The following is a 24,924-nucleotide window of genomic DNA, read 5'->3' as shown; positions in this document are numbered from 1 at the left end:
GACGGAGAGGCTTGAACTCTCACGCCCCGATACTGAATGTGAAACAACCGGAGTGAGTTATGGCTGGTCATTCCAAGTGGGCCAACATCAAGCACCGCAAAGGGCGTCAGGACGCCAAGCGCGGCAAGATCTTCACCAAGCTGATTCGTGAGCTGACCGTTGCTGCCAAGCATGGCGGGCCGCTCCCGGCAGACAACCCGCGCCTGCGCCTGGCGGTGGACAAGGCGCTGACCGCCAATATGTCGCGTGACGTCATCGACCGCGCCATCGCACGGGGTGCCGGTAACGACGAAGCCGACAACATGATCGAGCTGACCTATGAAGGTTACGCGCCAAGCGGCGTAGCGATCTTCGTCGAGGCCATGACCGACAATCGCAACCGCACCGCAGCCGAAGTGCGCCATGCCTTTACCAAGTGCGGCGGCAACCTGGGCACCGATGGCTCGGTGGCCTATATGTTCGAGCGCAAGGGGCAGCTCAGCTTTGCCGCAGGTGTCGATGAAGACGCCCTGATGGTGGCGGCGCTGGAAGCCGGTGCTGACGATGTGGAGATGGGCGAGGATGGTTCGGCACTGGTGGCCACCAGCTTTACTGATTTCCATGGGGTCAACGAGGCGCTCAGCGCCGCCGGTTTCAAGGCCGATGAAGCCGATATCGCCATGATCCCCTCAATCAGTGCGCCGGTTGCCGATCTGGAAACCGCGCAGAAAGTGATCAAGTTGATCGATATGCTCGAAGACCTAGACGATGTGCAGAACGTCTACCACAACGCAGAAATCCCCGACGAGATCATGGAACAGCTTGGCTGAGTCCTGGCGCAATAGACGAGCCGGAAGCGCAGGGGTGAGATTCCCAGGCGCTGCCGGCTTTTTTGTGTCCTGCCATTCCTTCGGGGGCGTCGCGGTGCGACGTCAAAAATCGTTCCTGGCGATTTTTTATAGCCGCTACCCGGGTGACGGGGTCGTGGGCTGGCCCTATACTCGCCAACTGGATAAATAGACAGTGTAACGGCCGCCGTTGGTCGGCACTTGGGGTGGAGCAGAGGCATGACGCTGATACTCGGTATCGACCCGGGCTCGCGCATTACCGGCTACGGTGTGGTGCGCGACACCGGGCGCAGTTGCGAATATATCGCCTCCGGTTGCATCCGTACCGGCAGCGGCTCCATGCCTGAACGCTTGCAGATCGTGTTTCGCGGGGTGCGCGAGGTGATCGAAACCTATGGTCCGGTGACCATGGGTATCGAGCAGGTGTTTATGGCGCGTAACCCGGACTCGGCGCTCAAGCTCGGTCAGGCGCGAGGCGTGGCCATAGTCGCGGGGATTGAAGCGGGGCTGGATATCGCCGAATACACCGCGACCCAGGTCAAGCAGGCGATTGCCGGCAGCGGCGGGGCGGACAAGGAACAGGTGCAGCTGATGGTCATGCACCTGCTCAAGCTGGTGCAGAAACCGCAGATCGACGCCTCGGACGCCCTGGCGATTGCCCTGTGCCATGCCCATCACCGGCAGAGTCTGATTCCCCATGGTCTGGTCGGTGCCAAACGGCGCGCCGGGCGCCTTCGTTTGTAATGTAATTTTTAAGGAAAGCAGCGGTGATCGGACGTTTGCGCGGCACCCTGGCGGAAAAGCATCCGCCCCACGTGATTCTTGACATAAATGGTTTGGGTTATGAGCTGGAAGTGCCCATGACCACCCTGTACCGTTTGCCCTCGCTGGGCGAACCCTTGACCTTGCACACCCATCTGGTGGTGCGTGAGGATGCGCACCTGCTCTATGGCTTTTTCGAGAAGCGCGAGCGCGAGCTGTTTCGCGAGCTGATCCGCCTCAATGGTGTGGGGCCGAAACTGGCGCTGGCGCTGATGTCCGGGCTGGAGGTCGATGAGCTGGTACGCTGCGTGCAGGCGCAGGACACCTCGGTACTGGTGAAGATACCCGGGGTCGGCAAGAAAACCGCGGAGCGTCTGCTGGTGGAGCTGAAGGATCGCTTCAAGGCCTGGGAAACCGTGCCTGGAATGACCGCCCTGGTGGTGGAACCTCGGGGCGCGGGTGCAGTCTCAAGCGCGGAGAATGATGCGGTCAGTGCACTTATTTCGCTCGGCTACAAACCCCAGGAAGCCAGTCGCGCCGTCTCAGCTATTAAAGAAGACGGTTTGAGCAGTGAAGATATGATTCGTCGTGCCCTCAAGGGAATGCTGTAGTGCTAGAAGCCGATCGCCTGATTACCTCCACCCCGCGCGACCGCGACGAGCAGGTTGACCGCGCCATTCGTCCGTTGAAGCTGGCCGACTATATTGGCCAGCCCAGCGTGCGTGAGCAGATGGAGCTGTTTATCCAGGCCGCCCGTGGGCGTAGCGAGGCACTGGATCACACCCTGATCTTCGGTCCGCCCGGGTTGGGCAAGACCACCCTGGCCAATATCATCGCCCAGGAAATGAACGTCTCGATCAAGAGCACCTCGGGCCCCGTGCTGGAGCGGCCGGGTGATCTGGCGGCGCTGCTGACCAATCTCGAGCCGGGCGATGTGCTGTTTATCGACGAGATCCACCGCCTTTCGCCGATTGTCGAAGAGGTGCTGTATCCGGCCATGGAAGACTTCCAGCTGGATATCATGATCGGCGAAGGGCCGGCGGCGCGTTCGATCAAGCTCGATCTGCCGCCCTTTACCCTGGTCGGTGCCACCACCCGTGCCGGCATGCTGACCAATCCGTTGCGCGACCGTTTCGGCATCGTTCAGCGCCTGGAGTTCTACAACGTCGACGACCTGACCACCATCGTCATGCGCTCGGCCGGAATTCTTGGCTTGCCCATCGAAGTGCAGGGTGCCTACGAAATTGCCCGCCGTGCCCGTGGCACGCCGCGTATCGCCAACCGTCTGCTGCGCCGGGTGCGCGACTTCGCCGAAGTGCGCGGGCAGGGCGATATCACCCGGCAGATTGCCGATCTGGCGCTCAACCTGCTGGATGTCGATGAGCGTGGCTTCGATCATCAGGATCGGCGTCTGCTGCTGACCATGATCGAGAAGTTCGATGGCGGCCCGGTCGGGGTCGACAGCCTGGCGGCGGCCATCAGCGAAGAGCGGCATACCATCGAGGATGTGCTGGAGCCTTACCTGATTCAGCAGGGCTATATCATGCGCACCCCTCGCGGGCGCGTGGTGACGCGGCACGCCTACCTGCATTTCGGCCTGAATGTGCCCAAGCGTATGGGCGAACTTCCCACCGCCGACCTGTTTGACGGCGACGATGAATAGGAAAAAATACTTGATCAAGACGATTGGCAAGAGCAGGAGCTGGCACTAGAGTATGCGCGCAGAAAACGGAGTTCAGTCTTTCGCCCATCGTTGTCGGGTTTACTACGAAGACACCGATGCCGGCGGCATCGTCTACTACGTCAATTACCTCAAGTTTATGGAACGGGCTCGCACCGAGCGCCTGCGCGATCTGGGTTTTCTCCAGTCGGCTCTGGCAGGTGAGGGCCTGTTATTTGTCGTGCATTCGGCTGAGGCGCGTTATCACGCCCCGGCACGTCTGGACGATGAGCTGCTGGTAAGTGCCGAAGTGGTGGAGTTGAACCGCGCCAGCCTGCGTTTTCGTCAACAGGTCAGGCGAGTGCAAGACGATGTGCTGCTCTGTGAAGGGCAGTTTTTGGTGGCCTGTGTGAGCGCCGACAATTTGAAACCCCGGGCCATTCCCCCAGCTCTGCGTGCGGCCTTTGCCGAGCAGGGCGGCGCGGGTACATCTAGAGCAGGAGAGTAAGCGTGGAAGCCAACGCCGTTGACCACATGTCGATGTGGAGTCTGATCAGCAATGCCAGCCTGGTAGTACAACTGGTGATGCTGACGCTGGTGGCCGCATCGGTCACGTCCTGGGTCATGATTTTCCAGCGCACCGCGCTGCTGCGCGCGGCCAAGCGTGCCCTGGATAACTTCGAAGAGCGCTTCTGGTCGGGTATCGATCTGTCCAAGCTTTATCGCCAGGCCGGCAGCAATCCGGATCCGGACTCCGGTCTGGAGCAGATCTTCCGCGCCGGCTTCAAGGAGTTCTCGCGTCTGCGTCAGCAGGCTGGGGTTGATCCGGATGCCGTGATGGATGCCGTGGCGCGCGCCATGCGCGTGGCCATCTCGCGTGAAGAAGAGAAGCTCGAGCAGAGCCTGCCGTTCCTCGCCACCGTCGGTTCCACCAGCCCTTATATCGGCCTGTTCGGTACCGTGTGGGGCATCATGAACTCCTTCCGCGGCCTGGCCCAGGTGCAGCAAGCGACCCTGGCCACCGTGGCTCCGGGTATCGCCGAGGCGCTGATCGCCACCGCCATCGGTCTGTTTGCCGCCATTCCTGCGGTTATCGCCTACAACCGTTTTGCCTCCCGCGGCGAGATGCTGATTGGCCGTTACTACACCTTCGCCGACGAGTTCCAGGCGATCCTGCACCGCAAAGTGCACACCAGCGACGACTAAGCCTTAGGCATTCTCAATACAGGTTTCTCAAGCCATGGCCAGAATTCGCAACAGACGCAAGCCCGTCGCCGAGATGAACGTGGTGCCTTACATCGACGTGATGTTGGTACTGCTGGTGATCTTTATGGTGACCGCGCCCATGCTCAACCAGGGGGTCAAGGTCGATCTGCCGCAAGTCAGCAGTGAGGTCTTGCCACAGGACAATAACGCCCAGGTGCTGACCATCTCGATCAAGGCCGACAAGACCTATTTCTGGAATATGGGCACCGAGGTTGATGTCGATACGGTGCAGGACCAGGCCATGACCCTGGATGAAATGACCCGTGCCGTCACCGCGATCATCAACCAGAGCCGTGCCACGGGTAAGCAGGTGCAGGTGTTCGTGCGCGGTGACAAGTCAGTGGATTACGGCACGGTGATGGCGGCCATGGGCGGCCTGCAGCAGGCCGACGTGGGTAACGTCGGGCTGATTACCGAGGCCCCCTGATGCAATACCAGCGCGAGCCGTCGCCTTCGGAAAATCTGTTCTGGCCTGTGGTCTGGGCTGTGGGCCTGCACGTCATCATGTTTGCCATGCTGTTCGTCAGCTTCGCCTTTGCCCCGGATTTGCCGCCGGCCAGGCCGGTGGTGCAGGCAACCCTGTACAAGCTGCAGTCACAGAGCCAGGCGACTACCCAGACCAACCAGAAAATTGCCGGTGAAACCAAGAAAACCACTGCGCCGATCTATGAGACCGAGCAGCTCGAGCAGAAGAAGGCCGATCAGGAAAAGCAGCAGGTAGCGGCCAAGGCCGCGGAACAAAAGAAGGCCGAGGAGGCTCGAAAGGCCGAAGCGGCGAAGAAAGCGGATGCGGCGGCCAAGGCTGCTGAGCAGAAGAAGCTGGCCGACGTCGCCAAGAAAAAGGCGGCGGATGAGGCGGCAAAGAAAAAAGCCGCTGAGGATGCCAAGAAAAAGGCCGCCGAAGAGGCCAAGAAGAAGGCGGCAGCAGAGGCCGCGAAGAAAAAAGCTGCGGATGACGCCAAGAAAAAGGCAGCCGAGGCGGCCCAGCGTAAAGCCACAGAGGACAAGAAGGCTGCGGCCCTGGCCGAATTGCTGTCCGAAGATGTGGGTCGTCAGCAGGCGCTGGCCGAAACCCATGGCGACCAGGTGGCAGGCAGCCTGGATGATCTGATCGTAAAACTGGTCAGCGAGCAGTGGCGACGTCCGCCATCTGCGCGTAATGGCATGAGCGTAGAAGTGCTGATCGAGATGCTGCCCGATGGCACCATTATCAATGCCAGCGTGACCCGCTCCAGCGGCGATGGCCCATTCGATAGCTCAGCGGTACAGGCGGTGCGCAATGTTGGGCGCATCGCGGAAATGCAACAGCTGGATCGTGCCACTTTTGATCGGCTCTACCGGCAGCGTCGCGCTGTCTTCAAACCGGAGGATTTAGGTCTGTGAATACCCTGATGCGTATCGTCCTGCTCGGCCTGACCCTGATGGTCGGCTCTGTGCAGGCGGCTGATCCCTTGGTGATCAGCAGTGGTACCGATCGTGCGACACCCATCGCTGTGGTGCCGTTTGGCTGGCAAGGTGGCAATATTCTGCCCGAGGACATGGCCGATATCATCGGCAAGGACCTGCGCAATTCCGGCGTGTTCGAGCCCATCCCGCGGCAGAACATGATCAGCCTGCCGACCCAGGCCAGCGAAGTTATCTACCGCGACTGGCAGGCCCTGGGGGCCCAGTATGTAATGGTGGGCAATATCGTACCGAACGCCGGTCGCCTGCAGATTCAGTTCGCCCTGTTCAACGTGGCCACCCAGCAGCAGGTGCTGGCCGGTAGCGTGGGTGGTGCCGTCGATCAGCTGCGCGACATGGCTCACCATATCGCCGACCAGTCGTTCGAGAAGCTGACCGGGGTCAAGGGCGCGTTCTCCACCCGTCTGCTGTATGTGACGGCCGAGCGCTTTTCGGTCAATAACACCCGCTACACCCTGCAGCGTTCCGACTATGACGGTGCCCGCGCGGTGACCCTGCTGCAGTCGCGCGAGCCGATTCTGTCGCCGTCCTTTGCGCCCGATGGTCGGCGTATCGCCTATGTATCGTTCGAGCAGAAGCGCCCGCGCGTCTTCGTTCAGCATATCGATACCGGTCGCCGCGAGCAGGTCACCAATTTCGAAGGCCTGAACGGCGCACCGGCCTGGTCGCCGGATGGCAATCGCCTGGCCTTCGTGCTGTCCAAGGACGGCAATCCGGAAATTTATGTGATGGATATGGGCAGCCGCCAGCTGCGCCGGGTCACCAATCAGGGCTCGATCGATACCGAGCCGTTCTGGGGCAAGGATGGGCAAACCATCTACTTCACCTCGGATCGTTCCGGCAAGCCCCAGATCTACAAAACCAATATCAACAGCGGTGCCGCTGAGCGGGTGACCTTTGTAGGCAACTACAACGCCAACCCCAAGCTGTCCGCCGATGAAAAGACCCTGGTCATGATTCACCGCCAGGATGGTTACACCGTGTTCAAGGTCGCGGCGATGGATCTGCAGCGCGGCAATTTGCGCATTCTTTCAGACACCAGTCTGGATGAGTCGCCTACTGTTGCGCCCAATGGCGGCATGCTAATCTACGCGACCCGCCAGCAGGGTCGGGGAGTCTTGATGTTGGCGTCCACTAATGGTCGCGTAAGGCTCCCTCTGCCTACCGCTCAAGGCGAAGTTCGAGAGCCTTCTTGGTCCCCTTACCTGAACTGATGCGGCGCTTCACCGTTTTATCGCTACAAATGCTTAACACACTGGGGTTCATTAGGAGTTACATGATGGAAATGCTGAAATTTGGTAAGTTCGCTGCACTGGGTTTGGCTCTCGCCGTGGCTGTAGGTTGTTCCTCCAAAGGCGGCGACGCTGCTGGCGAAGGCGCTACCGATCCTAACGCTGGTTACGGTGCCAACACTGGCGCTGTCGATGGCAGCCTGAGCGAAGAAGCTGCTCTGCGCGCTATCACCACTTTCTACTTCGAATACGACAGCTCTGACCTGAAGCCAGAAGCCATGCGCGCTCTGGACGTTCACGCCAAAGACCTGCAAGGCAATGGCGCTCGCGTCGTTCTGGAAGGCCACGCTGACGAGCGCGGTACCCGTGAGTACAACATGGCTCTGGGCGAGCGTCGCGCCAAGGCCGTACAGCGCTACCTGGTGCTGCAGGGTGTTTCCCCGGCTCAGCTGGAACTGGTTTCCTACGGTGAAGAGCGTGCAATCGCCACCGGCAACGACGAGTCCTCCTGGGCTCAGAACCGCCGCGTCGAACTGCGTAAGTAATTCGATATGCGTATTTGCCGCCGTGTCATGACCGTTATAGCGCTCAGCCTGCCGTTCGCGGCCCAGGCTGAGATTCCCGTGGTGGATAACAGTGCCGGTTACGGCAGCAGTAGTTATCCCCCAGCTGGTTATGGTACGTCCGGCACCTACGCCGATGCAGGGGCTGCGGCCCCTGTTTCGGCGCAGGGCATGCTGTTCAACCAGTTGCAGCAGATGCAGCAGGAGATCGCGCAACTGCGCGGCCAGCTTGAAGAACAGCAGAATGAAATCCAGCGCCTGAAACAGGAAAGTCTGGAGCGTTACCAGGATCTTGATGGACGTTTGCGTGGCGGTGCAACAGGTACCGCGAGCAATCAGAATTCTTCAGCCGCTGGCGCTATCGATGCCAGCGGTACGCCGACCCCTCCAGCGGGTCAGCAGGCCTCTGCCGGCAGTGAACCGGCCGACCCGGCCAAGGAAAAACTGTTCTATGAGGCCGCCTTCGACCTGATCAAGGCCAAGGACTTCGACAAGGCCAATCAGGCGTTCAGCGCCTTTTTGCGTAAGTACCCAGATAGCCAGTACGCGGGCAATGCCCAGTACTGGTTGGGCGAGGTGAATCTGGCCCAGGGCAATCTGCAGGGTGCCGGCCAGGCCTTTGCCCGCGTAAGCCAGGCCTACCCGAGTCACGCCAAGGTGCCGGACTCGCTGTTCAAGCTTGCCGATGTCGAGCAGCGCCTGGGCAACACCGACAAGGCCAAGGGGATTCTGCAGCAGGTGATTGCGCAGTATCCGGGTAGCTCGGCGGCGCAGTTGGCCCAGCGCGACTTGCAGCGTCTGCCGTAAAGTCGAATAGCCCATCGAAGAACCCGCGCCTGGCGCGGGTTTTTTATGTCCACCATCCCTGGCGGGCCACCCTTCGGGCCGCCGCTGTGCGACGTTAAAGGCTGCTCCCGGCAGTTTTTTATGGCCCACCATCCCTGGCGGCCACCCATCGGGCCGTTGCTGTGCGACGTTAAAGGCTGCTCCCAGCAGTTTTTTATGGCCCACCATCCCTGGCGGCCACCCTTCGGGCCGTTGCTGCGCAACGTTAAAAACTGCTCCCGGCAGTTTTTTCGTATACAATTCGCGGCCCTTTTCCCGCAACGGAGGCGGATGGCCTGTTTAGCCGTCACGCCCGTGGCTGATATGCAAGAAACCCTGCGCATTACCGAAATTTTCTATTCGCTGCAGGGCGAAACGCGCACCGCCGGCTTGCCGACCGTGTTCGTTCGCCTGACCGGCTGTCCCCTGCGTTGCCAGTATTGCGACACCGCCTATGCCTTCAGCGGCGGCGAGATCCAGTCGCTGGACGCCATCGTCGAGCAGATTGCCGGTTATAAGCCGCGCTATATCTGCGTGACTGGTGGCGAGCCCCTGGCTCAACCCAACTGCATTCCCCTGCTCAAGCGTCTGTGCGATGCCGGCTACGAGGTGTCCCTGGAGACCAGCGGTGCCCTGGATGTGTCGGCGGTCGACCCGCGGGTCAGCAAGGTGCTGGATCTGAAGACCCCCGGCTCGGCCGAAGTAGCGCGTAACCGTTATGAGAATATCGAGCTGCTGACGCCCAATGACCAGGTCAAGTTCGTCATCTGTTCCCGGGAGGACTACGACTGGGCGGTGACCAAGCTGATCCAGTATCAGCTGGACAAGCGTGCCGGCGAGGTGCTGATGTCGCCCAGCCACCACGAGCTGGATGCACGCTCCCTGGCGGACTGGATAGTGGCGGACAACCTGCCCGTACGCCTGCAGATGCAGCTGCACAAGATTCTCTGGAATGACGAGCCGGGACACTGATATGAGCGACAAGAAAGCACTGATTCTTCTCTCCGGCGGCCTCGACTCGGCCACCGTGGTGGCATTGGCCAAGGCCGATGGCTACAGCTGTTACAGCATGAGTTTCGATTACGGCCAGCGCCATCGCGCCGAGCTGCAGGCCGCCGAGCAGGTGGCCCGGCATCTGGGTGTGGTCGAGCACAAGGTGATCGGCCTCAACCTCAACGGCATCGGCGGTTCGGCGCTGACCGACGCCAGTATTGAGGTGCCGGAAAGTCCGACCGAAGGCATACCGGTGACCTATGTGCCGGCGCGCAATACCGTGTTTCTCTCCCTGGCCCTGGGCTGGGCCGAGGTGCTGGGCGCGCGGGATATCTTTATCGGGGTCAATGCCGTGGATTACTCCGGCTACCCGGATTGCCGCCCCGAGTTTATCGAGGCCTTCGAGCGCATGGCCAATCTGGCCACCAAGGCCGGTGTAGAGGGGCAGGGCTTTCGCATTCAGGCCCCGCTGCAGAATATGAGCAAGGCCGAAATCGTTCAGGCCGGTATGCGCCATGGCGTCGATTACGCGCTGACGGTGTCCTGCTACCAGGCCGATGATCAGGGCCGCGCGTGCGGCAAGTGCGATAGCTGCCGCCTGCGTGCGGCGGGTTTTGCAGCGGCCGGGTTGGATGATCCGACCCGTTATTTCTAAAAAAACTTTCGCTAAGTGTTGAATTACTGAATTAAATCAGTATCATGCGCCTCGCGTCGGGTCGTTAGCTCAGTTGGTAGAGCAGTTGGCTTTTAACCAATTGGTCGTAGGTTCGAATCCCACACGACCCACCATATTCCCTTCTACGGAAGGTCGAGAAAGCCTGAAAGTTCTGATTAAAAGAATTTTCAGGCTTTTTTTTATCTGTCACTTTTACCACCGGCGCGTGGTTGCAACCTGTCTGCTCCAGCGCTATCCAGGCGGGTATACTCGTTGCACTGAAAGCACATTCAGAGCCTGATGATATGACCCAGATTTCCGAACGCCTGCTCGTGCAAGCCCACCTCGACGCCAAGCAGCCCAAGCCGCTGACGCCGGAGCAGGAAGCTTTTTACCGGGCCGAGATTGCCGCCGAGCTGAAAAAGCAGAACGCCGTGCTGGTGGCGCACTACTACTGCGACCCGGTGCTGCAGGCCCTGGCCGAAGAAACCGGCGGCTGCGTTTCCGACTCCCTGGAGATGGCCCGTTTCGGCAATGCCCATCCGGCGCAGACGGTGCTGGTGGCGGGCGTCAAATTCATGGGCGAGACGGCGAAGATCCTCAATCCGGAAAAGCGCGTGCTGATGCCGACGCTGGAAGCAACGTGCTCGCTGGATCTGGGCTGCCCGGTGGAGGAGTTCGCCGCGTTCTGCGACCAGCACCCGCAGCGCACCGTGGTGGTCTACGCCAACACCTCGGCAGCGGTAAAGGCACGGGCTGACTGGGTGGTAACTTCCAGCTGCGCGGTGGAAATCGTCGAGCACCTGATGGACAACGGCGAAAGCATTATCTGGGCACCGGACCAGCACCTGGGCCGTTATATCCAGAACAAGACCGGGGCCGACATGCTGCTGTGGGACGGTGCCTGCATCGTCCACGAGGAGTTCAAGGCCCGGCAACTCGAGGACATGAAGGCGCTCTATCCGGATGCTGCAGTGCTGGTGCACCCAGAGTCGCCGACCGCGGTGATCGATCTGGCCGATGCCGTGGGCTCCACCAGTCAGCTGATTGCCGCAGCGCAGCAGCTGCCGAACAAGACCTTTATCGTCGCCACCGACGCCGGCATCTTCTACAAGATGCAGCAGCTGTGCCCGGACAAGGAGTTTGTCGCCGCTCCCACGGCCGGTAACGGCGCGGCCTGCCGCAGCTGTGCCCATTGCCCGTGGATGGCCATGAACACCCTGCAGCGCACCCTGCAGTGCCTGCGCGAGGGCAGCAACGAGGTCTTCGTCGACCCGGCGCTGATCCCCAAGGCGATCAAGCCGCTCAAGCGCATGCTCGACTTTACCCAGGCGGCGCGGCTCAAGCTCAGCGGCAACGCATAAGCACGCGACACAAAAAAGCCAGGCATTTGCCTGGCTTTTGCGTTTCTAGTGCGTAGCCCGGACCTGTGCAGCCCGGGAGCAGTGTGGCGGCCGGAGCGGCTAGAGGTGGCAGGCCGCCGCGTCACTCCGGGTGCTGAGTGTTTCCCGGATTGCGCCAAGGCTTATCCGGGCTACTTCCCGTGAGCGGTGTTCCAGGGTTTTCCGGCCTAGCGCAGCATCTGCTCGATAATCCGCTTGTCTTCCATCAGCTCGCGCTGGCGGGCGTCGATCCGTGAGGCCAGCTGGAAGTTGTTGACGGCGCGGCGTTTGGCGAAGTCCAGCTGTTCGATGGCCTGGTTGTAGTCGCCAACCAGGGCGAAGAACTCGGCGCGGGCCTGATGCAGGCCGATGGTGTTGCCACTGAGGCCACGTACTTCGGCGACCTGGTACCACACGTCGGGGTCCTTGCTGCGGTCCTTCAGTAGCAGGTCGAGGTCGCGTTCGGCGTCCTGGGTGCGGCCCTGCTTCATCAGCAGGTCGATACGCGCCTGTTTCAGCGGGTAGTTGCTCGGGTACAGGGTCTGCAGGCGCTCGATGCGGCTCTGCGCCTCGCCAAGGCGGTTGGAGGCCATGTCCAGTTCGATCTGGGCCAGGTTGTAGACCACATCGTTCGGGGCCTTGGTCAGCAGCGGTTGCAGGGTTTCGCGGGCCTGCTTGTACTGGCCGCCCTTGATCTGGGCGATGGCCAGGCCGTAGCGAGCGGCCTCCAGTTCGGGGTTTTCATCGAGCATATCGCGAAAGCGCTTGGCGGCCAGGCCGGTGGTGTCTTCATAGGTCAGTTGTACGCGGGCGCGCATCAGCTGGTAGCGCACGCTATCGGTGGTGCCCTGGCCGCTGTACTGCTCGGCACGGTTGCGCGTGTCGGCGATACGTGATTCGGAGACCGGGTGGGTGAGGAGGAATTCCGGCGGCATGCGGTCGTAGCGATACTGGCGCATCAGGCGTTCGAACATGCTTGGCATGGCGCGCGGGTCGAAACCGGCTTTCTCCAGGTTGACCAGGCCGATGCGGTCGGCTTCCTGTTCGTTCTGTCGGGAGAAGCGCCGTTGCTCCTGCATGGCCGCCGCCTGGGTCGAGGCGATGGCGGCAATGCCCAGATCGCCTGCGCCTGCTGCGGCGGCGACTATGCCGGCGAGCATGCCGGCCATGACCGGGATCTGCATGCGCTGCTGGGCTTCCAGGCCGCGGGCAAAGTGGCGTTGCGACAGGTGAGCCAGTTCGTGGGCCATGACCGAGGCATATTCGGCTTCGGTCTGGGCATACAGGAACAGCCCGCCATTGACCCCGATAATGCCGCCGGGGGCGGCGAAGGCATTGATCTGCGGGCTGTTGAGCAGCACGAATTCCAGGCGGCGGTCCTGCAGCTGGCTGGTTTCGCTGAGGCGATACACGCTGGTCTCGACGAAGTCCTTGAGTTGCGGGTCGGACAGCTGGCTGACCTGGCCGCGTACCAGGCTCAACCAGGCACGACCGAGTTGGTGCTCCTGCTGGGGAGAAACCATGGACGAACTGGCGTCGCCCAGCGATGGCAGGTCGCTGGCCATGCCGGGTGTGGTCAGCAGGCAGGTGAGCATCAGCAGGGTAGGGCGCAGAAGATTCATGCACAAAGCTCGTGTCGAACAAAGCCGCTACTGTAGCTGCCCGGCTGCTCCGCTGGCCAGGCCTGTGCGGCCTTGGGTATCCTTATCCACTTCCAGGAGTAGAACATGACCGATATTGAATGGCCGGCCGAGAGCTGCGATGCGCAGTTGGACGCCCGTGGCCTGAGCTGCCCACTGCCGCTGCTCAAGGCCAAGCTGGAGCTGAACCGCCTGGCCAGTGGTGCGGTGCTCAAAGTAGAAGCCACGGATGCGGGTTCGCAGCGTGATTTCCGTGCCTTCGCCACCCTGGCAGGGCATAGTCTGCTGCGCGAAGAAGTCGACAATGGCGTTTATCGCTACTGGCTGCGTAAGGCCTGACTGCCTGCGGATGCTCCGCTTGCAGCGTATTTAAGGAATGCTGATGGTTAAGGTGTTACGCGATTGGCTGCATCGCTACTTCTCGGACGAGCAGGCAGTTGTGCTGGCGGTGTTGCTGATTCTTGGTTTTGCCGCGGTATTGACCCTCGGCGGCATGCTCGCCCCAGTACTCACCGGGCTGATTCTGGCATTTCTCATGCAAGGGCTGGTCAATGCCTTCGAGCGCTTGCGCCTACCCCAGGTGGCCGCAGTGTGGCTGGTGTTCACCTTGTTTATGAGCATGCTCGGGCTGTTTCTGCTGGTGCTGATGCCGCTGCTCTGGCAGCAGCTGAGCACCCTGTTCAACGAGTTGCCGCGCATGCTCGGCGAATGGCAGTCGCTGTTTCTGCTGCTGCCGGAGCGTTATCCGACCCTGATTACCGATGCCCAGGTGCTGCAGCTGATCGAGTCGGTGCGTGGCGAGGTGGGCAAGTTCGGCCAGTGGGCGGTGTCCTTCTCGCTGTCCAGTCTGCCGATGCTGGTCAGCATCATGATCTACCTGGTGCTGGTGCCGATCCTGGTGTTCTTCTTCCTCAAGGACCGCCAGCTGATCGGCGAGTGGTTCCGTGGCTATCTGCCCCGCGAGCGCACCCTGATCAGCCAGGTGGCGCAGGAAATGAACAAGCAGATCGCCAACTATATCCGTGGCAAGGTGATCGAAATCATCATCTGCGGTGTGGTCACCTATATCGCCTTCGCCTATCTGGAGCTCAACTATGCCGCGCTACTGGCGCTGCTGGTCGGCCTGTCGGTGGTGGTGCCTTATATCGGCGCGGTGGTGGTGACCGTGCCGGTGGCGCTGATCGGCTTGTTCCAGTGGGGTTTCAGCGACCAGTTCGTCTACCTGATGGTGGTCTACGGCATCATCCAGGCGCTGGATGGCAACGTGTTGGTGCCGCTGCTGTTCTCCGAGGCGGTCAACCTGCATCCGGTGGCCATTATCTGTGCGGTGTTGCTGTTTGGCGGTCTGTGGGGCTTCTGGGGGGTGTTCTTCGCCATCCCTCTGGCCACCCTGTTCAAGGCGGTGATCGACGCCTGGCCGCGCCGCGAGCAGGTGGTGGCGGAGTAGGTCGCAGCAGGTACAAAAAAGCCGGTCACTCGACCGGCTTTTTATTGCGCGAAGGCTCAGGCTTTGCTCGCTCAGGCCTTGTTCAGCGCCTGGGCGGCGGCCAGTACGGCATCGACGTGGCCCGGTACTTTGACGCCACGCCATTCCTGGCGCAGTACGCCGGCTTTATCGATCAGGAAGGTGCTGCGGTCCACCCCCAGGTATTCCTTGCCGTAGAGCTTCTTCAGCTTGATCACGTCGAACAGCTGGCACAGGGCCTCGTCCTTGTCCGAGATCAGCTCAAACGGAAACGCCTGTTTGCACTTGAAGTTCTCGTGGGACTTGAGGCTGTCGCGCGACACGCCAAATACCAGGGTGTTGGCTGCCTGGAAGGCCGGGTACTGGTCGCGAAAGCCCTGGCCCTCGGTGGTGCAGCCCGGTGTGCTGTCCTTGGGGTAGAAGTAGATCACCACTTGCTGGCCCTGCAGCGCAGACAATTGCACCTGCTGGCCGCTGGTGGCCTGGGCCTGGAAATCGGCTACCGGGGTATCGAGTGCTACGGCCATAAGGCAATCCTCAAGGGGTCTGTGGGCGCCAGGGTTCGATCAGGGCGTCCAGGTTCAAGGCATCGGCAAAGTCCAGGAACTGGTCGCGCAGCCAGCTGATCTGGGTGCCGGCCGGCAGGGTCACGGTCAAGGTAGCGTTGAGCATGGTGCCGCCGGTCTGCGGAGCCTGATAGGTGTCGCAGGTCAGGTTTTCCAGTTCGACATGGTGGTCGATAAAGAACTGGCACAGTTCGTTGAGAATGTCCGGGCGGTAGGCCGAGCTGACGTAGGCCACATAGGGCAGGGCCTGCGGGCGGGTTTCGGAGGCCGCGCTGCGGATCACGTTGACCGAGAAGCTGTGCTTCTTGGCCAGGGCGGGCAGGCTTGCCTCCAGGCGCGCCAGGGCATCCCAGCTGCCGGAGATCTGCAGCACCAGGGCACTGAACTCGCCATGGCGGCTCAAGCGGGTGCTGACCACGGCGCAGCGATTTTCATGACTGGTACGGCAGAGTACGTTGGTCAGCTCCATGGCGTTGGGGCCGAGGGCGCTGATCAGGAGGAATTGTTCGCGAACTGGGGGGGTGGACATGCAGCCTTCCTAAAACGATGGGCGGTCGGCTTTTACAAGCAGCGCCGAATAAAGGCTGAAGGGTAGCGAAAAGCGCTGCTCAGGGGAATGCTCGCGGGCACCGCAGGCGATGCTTTGCCAATAAAGATTGCTTGTGCCGGGCCGCAGTACTTCGCTTGTACAAGGCAGGTGGCCCCAGTACCATTACGGCTCTCTTTTTCCGGCAGGAGCGGTTGCATGATTGCGGGCAGTATGGTGGCACTGGTTACGCCCATGGATGCGCAAGGTGGTCTTGATTGGGACAGCCTGAGCAAACTGGTGGATTTCCACCTGCAAGAGGGCACCAATGCCATCGTCGCAGTCGGCACTACCGGCGAGTCGGCGACCCTTGAGGTGCCTGAACACATCGAAGTGATCAAGCGCATTGTCGATCAGGTCGCCGGGCGCATCCCGGTTATCGCCGGCACCGGTGGCAACTCCACCCGTGAATCGGTCGAGCTGACCCGCGCCGCCAAAGACGTCGGTGCCGATGCCTGCTTGCTGGTCACCCCCTATTACAACAAGCCGACCCAGGAAGGCCTGTACCTGCACTTCCGCCATATCGCCGAGTCGGTGGCCATCCCGCAGATTCTCTACAACGTGCCGGGCCGTACCGTATGCGACATGCTGCCTGAGACCGTCGAGCGTCTGTCGAAGATCGACAACATCATCGGTATCAAGGAAGCCACCGGCGACCTGCAGCGCGGCCAGGAAGTGCTGGACCGCGTGAGCAAGGACTTCCTCGTCTATTCCGGCGATGACGCCACCGCCGTCGAGCTGATGCTGATGGGCGGCAAGGGCAATATCTCGGTAACCGCCAACGTCGCCCCGCGCGCCATGAGCGACCTGTGCGCCGCGGCCATGCGTGGCGAAGCGGCGATTGCCCGCGCCATCAACGACCGCCTGATGCCCCTGCACAAGGCACTGTTTATTGAATCCAACCCGATTCCGGTGAAATGGGCTCTGCACGAAATGGGTTTGATGCCGGACGGTATCCGTCTGCCACTGACCTGGCTCAGCCCACGTTGTCATGAACCGCTGCGTCAGGCCCTGCGCCAGTCCGGCGTATTGGTTTAATTGAGGAATTACTACGCATGAAGCGACTCACCGGACTTTCAGCACTGGCCCTGATCATTGGCAGTGCCAGTGGTTGTGGCTGGATCTATGGCGAAGACGGCTACTTCCGCGACCGCGGTAGCGACTACCTCGAAGCGCGCCAGACGGCACCGATGCAACTCCCAGCCAATGTCGAAGCCAAGCGCCTCGACCCCCTGCTGCCCGTACCGCAACAGGTTGCCAGCAGCACCGTGGTTGGCGAGTTTGAAGTACCGCGGCCCCAGCCCCTGGCTGTGCTGGCTGATGCCAGCGAATTCAGCCTGCAGAAAAGCGGCGAGTCGCGTTGGGTTGTTGCCCAGCGAGTGCCGGCCGAAGTCTGGCCGGTGGCGCGTCAGTTCTTTGCCGACAACGGCTTCCAGATCAGCGAAGATCGCCCGCAAACCGGCGAGTTCAGCACCGCCTGGCAGCGTTTCGATGCTCTGTCCGCGTCCATGGCGCGTCGCCTGAGCAGCCGTGTTTCCGGCGTCGCGCCGGATGCCGAAACCCGCGTGCGGGTGCGCATCGAGCCAGGCGTGCAGCGCAATACCAGCGAAATCTTCGTCGTCAGCGCCGAGCGTCCAGCCGGTAGCACGGCCGATGTCGCCTTTACCAACCGCAGCAGCAACCCCAGCCTGGATGCCGCGCTGCTCGACGAAATGCTGGTGGCCCTGGCGCGTAGCGCCGAGCAGGGCGGTTCGGTGTCTCTGCTGGCCGCCCGCGATTTCGATGCGCCGAGCCGTGTCAGTCTGAGCGAAGATGGCAACGGCAACCCGCTGCTGAGCCTGGGTGCCGACTTCGACCGCGCCTGGTCGGGCGTGGGCCGCGCCCTGGAAATGGCCGATATCCGCATCGACGATATCAACCGCAGCCTGGGTGTGTACTACGTCAACCTGGCCGAGGGTGCACAGAAGAAGGACCAGGAGCCGGGCTTCTTCGGCAAGGTGTTCGGCAGCGAGCCGAGCAAGGAAGAGATCGACGCCCGCGCCGAGCGCTATCAGGTACGCCTGACCGCCGTTGGTGACAACGTGCAGGTGACCGTGGACAAGGACATCGACACCGTGGCCCCGGCTGATGTCGCGCGCCGCGTGCTGATTCTGATCCAGGACAACCTCGGCTAACCCCGGGTTGGTGCCGTACCCGCAATACCGATAGGCGAAACCCAGTGGGTTTCGCCTGTTTCGTTTACCAACCGGCCCGCCAGCAATGGCAGCCAGACCCATGAAAGCCGTCGCGGCGCGTCCGCTGCCCTTACCCGGCGCAACGTGCCACCTTCTCCCCGGGAGAAGGGCACAGGGATGGCGTCGCTACGCGACTTTCACGCTATAGGCGGAAACCTCGATATGACCACAGCCTCGACCCTCAGCCTGAAGAAGATCTACTCGGGCAAAGTTCGCGACCTTTACGAAATCGATGACAAGCGCATGCTGATGGTCGCCACCGACCGCCTTTCGGCCTTCGACGTGATCCTCAACGAGCCGATTCCGGAAAAGGGCAAGATCCTCACCGCCATCTCCAATTTCTGGTTCGACAAGCTGGCCGGCCTGGTGCCCAACCACTTCACCGGGGACAAGGTCGAAGACGTGGTGCCAGCCGCCGAACTGCCCCTGGTCGAGGGCCGCGCAGTCGTTGCCAAGCGCCTCAAGCCGGTGGCCGTGGAAGCCATCGTGCGCGGCTATATCGTCGGTTCCGGCTGGAAGGAATACCAGAAGAGCGGCACCGTCTGCGGCATCGCCCTGCCGGCCGGCCTGAAAGAAGCCTCCAAGCTGGCCCAGCCGATCTTCACCCCCTCGACCAAGGCCGCCGTCGGCGACCACGACGAGAACATCTCCTTCGCCCAGTGCGAAGCCATCATCGGTGCCGAGCTGGCGGCCAAGGTGCGTGATACCGCCATCGCCCTGTACAGCGCTGCGGTCGAATACGCCGCCACCCGCGGCATCATTATTGCCGACACCAAGTTCGAATTCGGCCTGGACGAAAACGGCACCCTGACCCTGATGGACGAAGTGCTGACCCCCGACTCCAGCCGCTTCTGGCCCGCCGACAGCTACGTTGAAGGGCAGAACCCGCCGAGCTTCGACAAACAGTTCGTACGCGACTGGCTGGAATCCACCGGCTGGGACAAACAGTCCCCAGCCCCGACAGTGCCCGCCGACGTCGCGCAGAAAACCGCCGACAAATACCGCGAAGCCCTGACCCGCCTGACCGTCTAACCCGGCTTCAAAACGCTGTCACAGCGACACAGAGGGGCACTGCGGTGCCCCTTTTTGTGGGCGCGGGCTCAGGCTGTCGTCACCCAGGCTTCACCCCTGATTACGGCTTTTGAGCGCAAGCATCTGAAAGCATGTGAAAAATTTCAAAACGGGGGTTCGCCAAAAGCCATTCAGCTGCTATCATGCGCGCCGCCATGGGAAGATGCCGGAGTGGCCGAACGGGACGGATTCGAAATCCGTTGTGTTAGCGATAGCACCTAGGGTTCAAATCCCTATCTTCCCGCCATACATAGAAAAGCCCTGTAATTCAATGAGTTACGGGGCTTTTTCTTTTCTGTTCTATCCACTAACTATCCAAAACAGTACCCACCATTTTTGCTGAATTGTGGCGAATATCTGCGCCCGGTCTACGCTGGCCGAGTATCACCACGCATGACAAAGGAGTGTCGAACGTGTCTTACCTAGCCAAATCTCTATTTGAAGGGCAATCAATCATTGTTCGGCTTTGTCCTGAAGCCGACCGGGAGGACATGACCCGCCGTCTGTCATTAGATGGGATCAGGTTTAAGGTGCTTACAGGTGCAAAGCCTGGGGCTATCCGTATCGGCTGCACAGCGCCGCACGGGCTGATACCAAGCAAGATCGAAGGCACACCAGAAAGAAGGGATGACGTTGGTTGTTTGGCCCTTGCTCGGTCTGTTGGTGACAGCGTAGTGGTGACGCTACAGGAAGGGGCTGATGCTGTACTCGATTGGCTGGCCTCTGATGGGCTGGTCTTCAAGCTGAATCAGATCAAGACGGGGCAGGCTGTCTATCACGTCATTGCCCATGATGGGTTGCTGGTGCTGCGTGAAGAGCTGGCTACGGGCTGACAATTATTGTCACTCCCCATTTTAAGATGCACACCACACTTCCCCCGGACAGGCTGTGGCAGTGTCAAAAATATCTGCTGTGTGCAGGTTGGAAAATATCCTGAGCTTGGCGAGCATTCTGCTGTTGTCACTGGCGCGGGTGGTCTATTGCTTGGCAGGAGCGTGGTCAGCCGTACCACCCCGTCTAGGTTATGGGAAATATCGACACCCTCACCCTGTCTCTATGCCCATGCTTAGCATAGCAAAGGGCTATTGAGCGGGTCTGTACGCTTGTATTTAAGCCGTTTGCACTATTCCCATACCATCTATGGCCTAGGCATAGAACGCCTGTTTAGGGGCTATTTTTACTAAGGAATTGACTGTTTTACGGGCAAAGAAAAGCCCCAATGAAGGGGCTGTGTGTGGTGTGTGTGCCTATGACCATAAGCGCTTAACAGTAGACAGGCTTACATCTAATTCCTTAGCCACTTGGCTTTGGCTTTTACCCTCAAGCTTCAACGCCTGCACTTGCTCACGATTAGCAGCAGTGGGGCGACCTAGTGTCTTACCTTCTTTCTTTGCACGCTCTAAGCCTGCCTGTGTACGTTCGATCAGCAGATCACGCTCAAACTCTGCTACAGCAGCCAGAACGCCCATTGTCATCTTGCCCGCTGCACTGGTCAGGTCTACGCCACCCAAGGCCAAGCAGTGAACACGGATACCCTTAGCTTCAAGCATCTGCACTGTCTGCTGTACGTCTATGGCGTTACGGCCTAGGCGGTCTAGCTTGGTCACTACCAATACGTCCCCAGCCTCCATACGCTCTAACAGCTTGTTAAACCCTTTACGCTCACTGGTGCTGGTGCTACCTGAGATAGTCTCTTCAACAATGCGCTGGGGCTGAATGTCAAAGCCTGCTGCTTGCACTTCCTGCACTTGGTTTTGTGTGGTCTGGTCACTGGTGCTAACACGGCAGTACAAGAAGGTACGGGTCATGGTGGCTTTCTCCTTGGTATCAATAACGTGGTGTCATTATACGTAGTAGGTTCAAAAGTGCAAACCCTATTTTATGACACCAAGGAGGGAGGGATTCTAAGAGAGGTTCAAAATCGGTCGTTTGTGACACCTTGGCATAATCAGGATTGATTGATTGTGTTACAGGGTGGCACTCTGCCTTATCACGTAAATCTGAGGGACTAGGGATGGCTCTAATTGACTGCTATGAGTGCGGTAAAAAGATCAGCGACATTGCTCCAGCATGCCCAAGCTGCGGGGCACCATCCAAGGCGGACAACCCCAAAGGCCGTGGTGAGCGTATTCCTGCAAACCTCAACCCTGTTAAGAAGCTATTCGTCATTGTGGTTGGGTGTGTCGTTGGTCTTGTTGTACTTGGCCTTATTACCAGTCAAGGGAAACACACGCCCAAAGAGAAGACCCTCGAAGAACAAGGCATTTATCTTGATAGCTCAGCCAGCTATGCCGCTGTAGATGCTCAGGTGGGTTGCAGCAGCAACTACAGCGACGATAAGAAAGAGGATTTATTCAATTCCAACTACCGTAACAGGTGGATGGAATGGCAAGGCGAAATCACATTACTTGAAGCCGATGAAATGTCCCTGAATGTAGACGGGAAAGGCACTCAAGACCTGTCTGTGAAATTTGATGACCCATCTGCTGGTTACGATCTAAAGAAAGGCAGTCTAGTTACGGTCAAGTTTCTGATGACAAGGGCCGGGGGATGCTTCCTCCCGTTCTCTGGCGTGAGAGCAAGGGTTGTTAATTGGCCTCAGAGTTAAGGGCAATGCATCATGCGAGCTAGTTTCAGGCGACATAGATCGCTTTCAGCCCGTACCAGCCTAACGGTTTTTGCTGCCTTGGCGTTTCTCACTGTTTGTTCACGAGTCGTCGGGATTTTTCCTCGGTAATTTACGAGGTCGTTTATGTCTATCAAAGGGCTTAAGCCTTTGCCATTAAATGACGAACTGAGAGAGTTGATCTATCTGCTGCTTGTTAAAGCATCAACTCTGAGGGTTCTGCCCGGAATGAATGGAGAGCCATGTCCTGAAGGTGAGTTGCAGATAAGCACCATGCTCGGTCGGCGCCTGGATGGGGAAGCTCTATATAGATGCGCTGATAACTCTTCTTATATAGATAACCTTAAGGGAGTTAAGCCTCGTGACTACGAAGAAGATATGAGGGAATACTTTTATAAGGTCTGCAAGGCTAGAGGGTGCTTCCCTCAGGATTATTACTATATTGATGCTTTTGTTCAGGTTGACATTTATTGCAGGAATGAGGATAACTTTGGAATTGATGAGGCTGGTTACGTGAGGAAGATGTTTAAGAAGATATACAAGGACGGCGGTATCATCCTTGATAAATTCAAGTTATTTCTTTTCGGCTTTAGTGATATTCGGGATTACACTGGTTATAGCATGGTTGCCCCAGACGGGTTTAGTCGAGTGGCTTTTGATATATATTTTATAATCGGGGTTCTGAATGAAGATTAAGGCTGTTCGTTTTAGAGAGGGGGGCAGTATTGCTTAACCTAGCAGCCTGCAACCCAGTAAATATGTTAGATTTGAGTGCTTCGATTAAAATTTAGAAGTCCACCTTTTGAATATTTTGATGTTCTAGTCATGTTTAAGGCTGAGTTTGCTCTTGTTTAATAGTGTGAATCGATTGATTTTTTGTTTTCCGAAAAATCGCTCAAGGTTGTGTGGTTTTTGTGATTTGATAGCCGAAGCCATCCGGGCTTTCCTTTCTTGAGTGAGTTCCTTTTTCAATATGTTGCATGGCGCATGCATAGCTACCTTCGCAGCACCTGCGAGAGCGTCGCGAGCGTTTATGGTCGTCAGAATCACAAGATATGCCTGCAATCCGCCATCCGGATTGTAAGCGGTTCTTTTATTGAGTAATTGTATGCGGATCAAGAATGGTTGGCCTGGACACTTGCGTCTCAGCACTTGCTTGAATTTAATCATTTCATCCAGTAGGGCTTTGCTGTCAGCACCATCCTCATAAAACAGGGAGTGTTGGTAGTTCCATTCATGATTTTTAAGCAATCGTAGATAATTACGTTTGCTCTTTTCATCACTTGTTTCACTCATTCTTACTCTTTCTCTCTCTTAGATCAATGAATCAAAGTCTTTCCTATACCTACTTCAAAGATTAGTAACGCGAAATGGCTGCGTGCAGCACCAGCGCTGACAGTGAGTCTTAAGTTAGTGCCGCATACTACGCATTACTTGTGCGGTATGTTTTTGATTTTTCTGGACTAGTGCTATGTTAGAAATTGTACTCAAGCAAGGCGATTGCCTGTGCCTTTTGTTCAAAGCTTGGGCCTTTGGAATACTGAGCAAGGCTGAACGCCCCTGTCTCGTGCCCAAGGATGTAAGGCAGCACCTCGATACTCACACCTTCTTGATGCAGCAATGTCGTGACTGAATGTCGGATGCTATGGAATGTGTGGTCTTTGCCAAAGTCTTTGCTTTTCAGTCTGCCAAACTGCTTGCTGAGGCCGTCCAGGCGATTTCCGTACTTATTCTGCCCGCCGGGGAATAGGTAGCCGTCATTCTCTGATGCCTTCGCTGACAGCTCTCTAAACAAATGTACAAGGGCTGGGTGTAGCGGTATGTCACGGACGCCTGCCTCTGTTTTGCTTTCAGTGATCTTGAAGCCTACAGGCTCGCCGCTACTGTCGAATATCGTGTGTTCTGGCTTGATCCTGCCAATCTCTTCAAGACGTGCACCCGTATAGGCAGCAAACTGAATCAGTTGGGCAAGTGCTGTGCTGCCTTTCTCTACCGACTTGCGGTGAAGGGCTTCAATTTCTTGTTTGCTGAATGCCTTGCGCTTGCGGCCTGCTGCCTCGCCTGTCCTTGGTAATTCGTGACCATCAAAGGGGCAAGGCTGCTTGCTAAATTGATCCCTGAAAGCAGGCTGATACTTGTTGGCCCATTTCCAGAAAGTGCGTCCTGACCATAGGTAGTTAGAGCGTGTCTGGCGGGCTTCTGGCAGGGTGCTAAGGAATGCGTGGACTGTATCGAAGTTGAGGGGTAGCCCCTCGCGGCTGAGATAATTACTAAAGCGCAGGATTGATGCCTTGTGTCTATCTCTAGTCTTTGCAGTCGGGATTTGGCTCTCTAAGTGGGTCACCCAGCTATCAAGCATTGTTCGGGTGATAGGGCTTTTAGGTTTGTAGGCCTTAGGGTTGGCAAGAATGGTTGAGGCTTCCGCTTGCTGGCTGCTGGTGAGTCTATAGCGATTAGATGCAGCCTGTAGGCGTGCTTCGTTTAGCAGTGTGCTGGTGCTTTGAATCGTGGGGATCGACTCAAGGCCGCTGGTTGTTAACTCTGTCCTGATGTTTTTAAAGATTCTATCTAGAAGCTCATCGGGTACACCGTCTTCTCTGAGGCCTTCTGCCATCTGGTCATGCACAGATTTAATGGCTTCTAGTACGCCATCCACATACTCAGCACCCTTGCTCTCAAGTAAGGAGGGCTTGCCTTGAACGGCTTTCATCACCTTGCGGGTTAAGCTGCGCTGACTGAGTGTTCCCACCTTTGCAAGTTCCTCTCGCCATTGTTCAGCCTGTGACGCGTGGGCCTGTTTGGCTTTTGCAATCTGGTCTTTCCAGTCCAGTAGGATGGGTCTTGCCCTGTCCTTGGCTTCTTGCTGTAGGCCAGTCTTTAGCGATTGAGACAGTAGCTTCCGATTACCAAAGAAGGGGCGAACATCGGCAGGGAGTGCCAATCTGACGTGGTAGGTGTTGCCCCTCAAAATCAGATTGTCACGCATGGCGCTGGTGCCTTCTTGGGTTGCTGTATTTTGGCTAACTCTATCCAAAATCTATCCAAAAGAGTACCCAAAACTTGCTGTAACTCCCGTAATATGCGGGGTTGCTGGGCTTGAGGGGTGT

Annotated in this window: 28 protein-coding genes and 2 tRNA genes; 24 read left to right on the top strand and 6 right to left on the bottom strand. The window is 58.6% G+C overall.

Annotated elements, in window-relative coordinates; genetic code table 11:
- The first annotated feature begins 59 nt into the window (after positions 1-59).
- The 15 genes from WMW70_RS11855 (at position 60) to nadA (ending at position 11,611) form a co-directional block, all read left to right on the top strand.
- Positions 60-809, top strand: a complete 750-nt coding sequence (locus tag WMW70_RS11855; RefSeq protein WP_341437708.1) for a YebC/PmpR family DNA-binding transcriptional regulator — start codon at positions 60-62, stop codon at positions 807-809.
- 237 nt (positions 810-1,046) lie between these two features.
- On the top strand, positions 1,047-1,571 hold the full coding sequence (gene ruvC, locus WMW70_RS11850) for a crossover junction endodeoxyribonuclease RuvC (RefSeq protein WP_341437707.1): 525 nt from the start codon (positions 1,047-1,049) through the stop codon (positions 1,569-1,571).
- Between the two features lie 23 nt (positions 1,572-1,594).
- A complete protein-coding gene (ruvA, locus tag WMW70_RS11845) occupies positions 1,595-2,200 on the top strand; it encodes a Holliday junction branch migration protein RuvA (protein WP_325509173.1) in 606 nt (201 codons plus the stop codon).
- On the top strand, positions 2,200-3,252 hold the full coding sequence (ruvB, locus tag WMW70_RS11840) for a Holliday junction branch migration DNA helicase RuvB (protein ID WP_341437706.1): 1,053 nt from the start codon (positions 2,200-2,202) through the stop codon (positions 3,250-3,252). Before ruvA ends, ruvB begins: the two co-directional genes overlap by 1 nt.
- 52 nt (positions 3,253-3,304) lie before the next feature.
- Positions 3,305-3,757, top strand: a complete 453-nt coding sequence (gene ybgC / locus WMW70_RS11835; RefSeq protein ID WP_341437705.1) for a tol-pal system-associated acyl-CoA thioesterase — start codon at positions 3,305-3,307, stop codon at positions 3,755-3,757.
- A gap of 2 nt (positions 3,758-3,759) precedes the next feature.
- Complete coding sequence (gene tolQ / locus WMW70_RS11830) at positions 3,760-4,455, top strand: protein TolQ (RefSeq protein WP_136664996.1); 696 nt, start codon at positions 3,760-3,762, stop codon at positions 4,453-4,455.
- A 34-nt stretch (positions 4,456-4,489) separates the two neighbouring features.
- Positions 4,490-4,942, top strand: coding sequence for a protein TolR (gene tolR / locus WMW70_RS11825; RefSeq protein ID WP_341437704.1), 453 nt, complete (start codon positions 4,490-4,492; stop codon positions 4,940-4,942).
- Entirely contained in the window at positions 4,942-5,898 is a 957-nt protein-coding gene (gene tolA / locus WMW70_RS11820; protein ID WP_341437703.1) for a cell envelope integrity protein TolA, read from the top strand. The genes tolR and tolA overlap by 1 nt, the downstream gene beginning before the upstream one ends.
- Positions 5,895-7,193, top strand: a complete 1,299-nt coding sequence (gene tolB, locus WMW70_RS11815; protein ID WP_341437702.1) for a Tol-Pal system beta propeller repeat protein TolB — start codon at positions 5,895-5,897, stop codon at positions 7,191-7,193. The genes tolA and tolB overlap by 4 nt, the downstream gene beginning before the upstream one ends.
- Positions 7,194-7,258: 65 nt before the next feature.
- A complete protein-coding gene (gene pal, locus WMW70_RS11810; protein WP_339463434.1) occupies positions 7,259-7,756 on the top strand; it encodes a peptidoglycan-associated lipoprotein Pal in 498 nt (165 codons plus the stop codon).
- Positions 7,757-7,762: 6 nt separating this feature from the next.
- A complete protein-coding gene (ybgF, locus tag WMW70_RS11805; RefSeq protein WP_341437701.1) occupies positions 7,763-8,581 on the top strand; it encodes a tol-pal system protein YbgF in 819 nt (272 codons plus the stop codon).
- Between the two features lie 342 nt (positions 8,582-8,923).
- Positions 8,924-9,571 carry a 7-carboxy-7-deazaguanine synthase QueE gene (gene queE / locus WMW70_RS11800; RefSeq protein ID WP_339463436.1) on the top strand — a complete coding sequence of 216 codons (648 nt, stop codon included), beginning with the start codon at positions 8,924-8,926 and terminating at the stop codon, positions 9,569-9,571.
- Position 9,572: 1 nt separating this feature from the next.
- Entirely contained in the window at positions 9,573-10,247 is a 675-nt protein-coding gene (queC, locus tag WMW70_RS11795; protein ID WP_341437700.1) for a 7-cyano-7-deazaguanine synthase QueC, read from the top strand.
- A gap of 58 nt (positions 10,248-10,305) precedes the next feature.
- Positions 10,306-10,381, top strand: a tRNA-Lys gene (locus WMW70_RS11790).
- 171 nt (positions 10,382-10,552) lie between these two features.
- Positions 10,553-11,611, top strand: a complete 1,059-nt coding sequence (gene nadA / locus WMW70_RS11785) for a quinolinate synthase NadA (protein ID WP_341437699.1) — start codon at positions 10,553-10,555, stop codon at positions 11,609-11,611.
- 206 nt (positions 11,612-11,817) lie between these two features.
- Here the strand turns inward: nadA and WMW70_RS11780 are convergent, their stop codons facing one another.
- Positions 11,818-13,251 carry a M48 family metalloprotease gene (locus WMW70_RS11780; RefSeq protein ID WP_341437698.1) on the bottom strand — a complete coding sequence of 478 codons (1,434 nt, stop codon included), beginning with the start codon at positions 13,249-13,251 and terminating at the stop codon, positions 11,818-11,820.
- Between the two features lie 105 nt (positions 13,252-13,356).
- On the opposite strand from WMW70_RS11780, the gene WMW70_RS11775 reads away from it, so the two are divergent.
- Positions 13,357-13,608 carry a sulfurtransferase TusA family protein gene (locus WMW70_RS11775; protein ID WP_341437697.1) on the top strand — a complete coding sequence of 84 codons (252 nt, stop codon included), beginning with the start codon at positions 13,357-13,359 and terminating at the stop codon, positions 13,606-13,608.
- Between the two features lie 43 nt (positions 13,609-13,651).
- A complete protein-coding gene (locus WMW70_RS11770) occupies positions 13,652-14,716 on the top strand; it encodes an AI-2E family transporter (RefSeq protein ID WP_341437696.1) in 1,065 nt (354 codons plus the stop codon).
- Between the two features lie 71 nt (positions 14,717-14,787).
- Here WMW70_RS11770 and WMW70_RS11765 read toward each other — a convergent pair whose 3' ends face one another.
- Entirely contained in the window at positions 14,788-15,261 is a 474-nt protein-coding gene (locus WMW70_RS11765) for a peroxiredoxin (protein WP_341437695.1), read from the bottom strand.
- 10 nt (positions 15,262-15,271) lie between these two features.
- On the bottom strand, positions 15,272-15,829 hold the full coding sequence (locus WMW70_RS11760) for a glycine cleavage system protein R (RefSeq protein WP_341437694.1): 558 nt from the start codon (positions 15,827-15,829) through the stop codon (positions 15,272-15,274).
- Positions 15,830-16,045: 216 nt separating this feature from the next.
- Here WMW70_RS11760 and dapA point away from each other — a divergent pair, with 216 nt between their 5' ends.
- From dapA to WMW70_RS11735, 5 genes are all read left to right on the top strand, one after another.
- The gene (gene dapA, locus WMW70_RS11755; RefSeq protein ID WP_341437693.1) at positions 16,046-16,924 is read left to right on the top strand and encodes a 4-hydroxy-tetrahydrodipicolinate synthase; all 879 of its coding nucleotides are present in this window, start codon (positions 16,046-16,048) and stop codon (positions 16,922-16,924) included.
- 17 nt (positions 16,925-16,941) lie between these two features.
- Positions 16,942-18,060, top strand: coding sequence for an outer membrane protein assembly factor BamC (gene bamC, locus WMW70_RS11750; RefSeq protein ID WP_341437692.1), 1,119 nt, complete (start codon positions 16,942-16,944; stop codon positions 18,058-18,060).
- Positions 18,061-18,282: 222 nt separating this feature from the next.
- Positions 18,283-19,152, top strand: coding sequence for a phosphoribosylaminoimidazolesuccinocarboxamide synthase (locus WMW70_RS11745; RefSeq protein WP_325509154.1), 870 nt, complete (start codon positions 18,283-18,285; stop codon positions 19,150-19,152).
- 196 nt (positions 19,153-19,348) lie between these two features.
- Positions 19,349-19,438, top strand: a tRNA-Ser gene (locus WMW70_RS11740).
- 166 nt (positions 19,439-19,604) lie between these two features.
- A complete protein-coding gene (locus WMW70_RS11735) occupies positions 19,605-20,024 on the top strand; it encodes a hypothetical protein (RefSeq protein WP_341437691.1) in 420 nt (139 codons plus the stop codon).
- A gap of 414 nt (positions 20,025-20,438) precedes the next feature.
- On the opposite strand, the gene WMW70_RS11730 is transcribed toward WMW70_RS11735, so the two are convergent.
- The gene (locus WMW70_RS11730; RefSeq protein WP_341437690.1) at positions 20,439-20,999 is read right to left on the bottom strand and encodes a recombinase family protein; all 561 of its coding nucleotides are present in this window, start codon (positions 20,997-20,999) and stop codon (positions 20,439-20,441) included.
- Positions 21,000-21,205: 206 nt separating this feature from the next.
- Between WMW70_RS11730 and WMW70_RS11725 the strand changes: the two genes are divergently transcribed.
- Both WMW70_RS11725 and WMW70_RS11720 read left to right on the top strand, forming a co-directional pair.
- The gene (locus WMW70_RS11725; protein ID WP_341437689.1) at positions 21,206-21,799 is read left to right on the top strand and encodes a hypothetical protein; all 594 of its coding nucleotides are present in this window, start codon (positions 21,206-21,208) and stop codon (positions 21,797-21,799) included.
- A 144-nt stretch (positions 21,800-21,943) separates the two neighbouring features.
- Complete coding sequence (locus WMW70_RS11720) at positions 21,944-22,513, top strand: hypothetical protein (RefSeq protein ID WP_341437688.1); 570 nt, start codon at positions 21,944-21,946, stop codon at positions 22,511-22,513.
- A 123-nt stretch (positions 22,514-22,636) separates the two neighbouring features.
- Here WMW70_RS11720 and WMW70_RS11715 read toward each other — a convergent pair whose 3' ends face one another.
- Both WMW70_RS11715 and WMW70_RS11710 read right to left on the bottom strand, forming a co-directional pair.
- Positions 22,637-23,113: a hypothetical protein gene (locus WMW70_RS11715; protein ID WP_341437687.1), complete on the bottom strand. Its 477-nt coding sequence runs from the start codon at positions 23,111-23,113 to the stop codon at positions 22,637-22,639.
- Between the two features lie 178 nt (positions 23,114-23,291).
- Positions 23,292-24,803, bottom strand: a complete 1,512-nt coding sequence (locus WMW70_RS11710; RefSeq protein WP_341437686.1) for a tyrosine-type recombinase/integrase — start codon at positions 24,801-24,803, stop codon at positions 23,292-23,294.
- Positions 24,804-24,924: the final 121 nt, after the last annotated feature.

Origin of the sequence: Pseudomonas sp. XK-1 (assembly GCF_038069885.1) — a bacterium.
Classification (GTDB): domain Bacteria; phylum Pseudomonadota; class Gammaproteobacteria; order Pseudomonadales; family Pseudomonadaceae; genus Aquipseudomonas.
The sequence above is the reverse complement of the archived record's forward strand: the minus strand, read 5'-3'. Positions and strand labels throughout refer to the sequence as shown.

Coding starts and splice junctions, on each gene's coding strand:
- WMW70_RS11745 (WP_325509154.1), top strand. CDS start 18,283: ATGACCACAGCCTCGACCCTCAGCCTGAAGAAGATCTACTCGGGCAAA.
- ruvC (WP_341437707.1), top strand. CDS start 1,047: ATGACGCTGATACTCGGTATCGACCCGGGCTCGCGCATTACCGGCTAC.
- bamC (WP_341437692.1), top strand. CDS start 16,942: ATGAAGCGACTCACCGGACTTTCAGCACTGGCCCTGATCATTGGCAGT.
- WMW70_RS11770 (WP_341437696.1), top strand. CDS start 13,652: ATGGTTAAGGTGTTACGCGATTGGCTGCATCGCTACTTCTCGGACGAG.
- WMW70_RS11765 (WP_341437695.1), bottom strand. CDS start 15,261: ATGGCCGTAGCACTCGATACCCCGGTAGCCGATTTCCAGGCCCAGGCC.
- ybgC (WP_341437705.1), top strand. CDS start 3,305: ATGCGCGCAGAAAACGGAGTTCAGTCTTTCGCCCATCGTTGTCGGGTT.
- WMW70_RS11855 (WP_341437708.1), top strand. CDS start 60: ATGGCTGGTCATTCCAAGTGGGCCAACATCAAGCACCGCAAAGGGCGT.
- nadA (WP_341437699.1), top strand. CDS start 10,553: ATGACCCAGATTTCCGAACGCCTGCTCGTGCAAGCCCACCTCGACGCC.
- WMW70_RS11720 (WP_341437688.1), top strand. CDS start 21,944: ATGTCTATCAAAGGGCTTAAGCCTTTGCCATTAAATGACGAACTGAGA.
- WMW70_RS11725 (WP_341437689.1), top strand. CDS start 21,206: ATGGCTCTAATTGACTGCTATGAGTGCGGTAAAAAGATCAGCGACATT.
- WMW70_RS11715 (WP_341437687.1), bottom strand. CDS start 23,113: ATGAGTGAAACAAGTGATGAAAAGAGCAAACGTAATTATCTACGATTG.
- queE (WP_339463436.1), top strand. CDS start 8,924: ATGCAAGAAACCCTGCGCATTACCGAAATTTTCTATTCGCTGCAGGGC.
- WMW70_RS11760 (WP_341437694.1), bottom strand. CDS start 15,829: ATGTCCACCCCCCCAGTTCGCGAACAATTCCTCCTGATCAGCGCCCTC.
- WMW70_RS11775 (WP_341437697.1), top strand. CDS start 13,357: ATGACCGATATTGAATGGCCGGCCGAGAGCTGCGATGCGCAGTTGGAC.
- pal (WP_339463434.1), top strand. CDS start 7,259: ATGGAAATGCTGAAATTTGGTAAGTTCGCTGCACTGGGTTTGGCTCTC.
- WMW70_RS11710 (WP_341437686.1), bottom strand. CDS start 24,803: ATGCGTGACAATCTGATTTTGAGGGGCAACACCTACCACGTCAGATTG.
- ybgF (WP_341437701.1), top strand. CDS start 7,763: ATGCGTATTTGCCGCCGTGTCATGACCGTTATAGCGCTCAGCCTGCCG.
- queC (WP_341437700.1), top strand. CDS start 9,573: ATGAGCGACAAGAAAGCACTGATTCTTCTCTCCGGCGGCCTCGACTCG.
- dapA (WP_341437693.1), top strand. CDS start 16,046: ATGATTGCGGGCAGTATGGTGGCACTGGTTACGCCCATGGATGCGCAA.
- tolR (WP_341437704.1), top strand. CDS start 4,490: ATGGCCAGAATTCGCAACAGACGCAAGCCCGTCGCCGAGATGAACGTG.
- tolA (WP_341437703.1), top strand. CDS start 4,942: ATGCAATACCAGCGCGAGCCGTCGCCTTCGGAAAATCTGTTCTGGCCT.
- WMW70_RS11780 (WP_341437698.1), bottom strand. CDS start 13,251: ATGAATCTTCTGCGCCCTACCCTGCTGATGCTCACCTGCCTGCTGACC.
- WMW70_RS11730 (WP_341437690.1), bottom strand. CDS start 20,999: ATGACCCGTACCTTCTTGTACTGCCGTGTTAGCACCAGTGACCAGACC.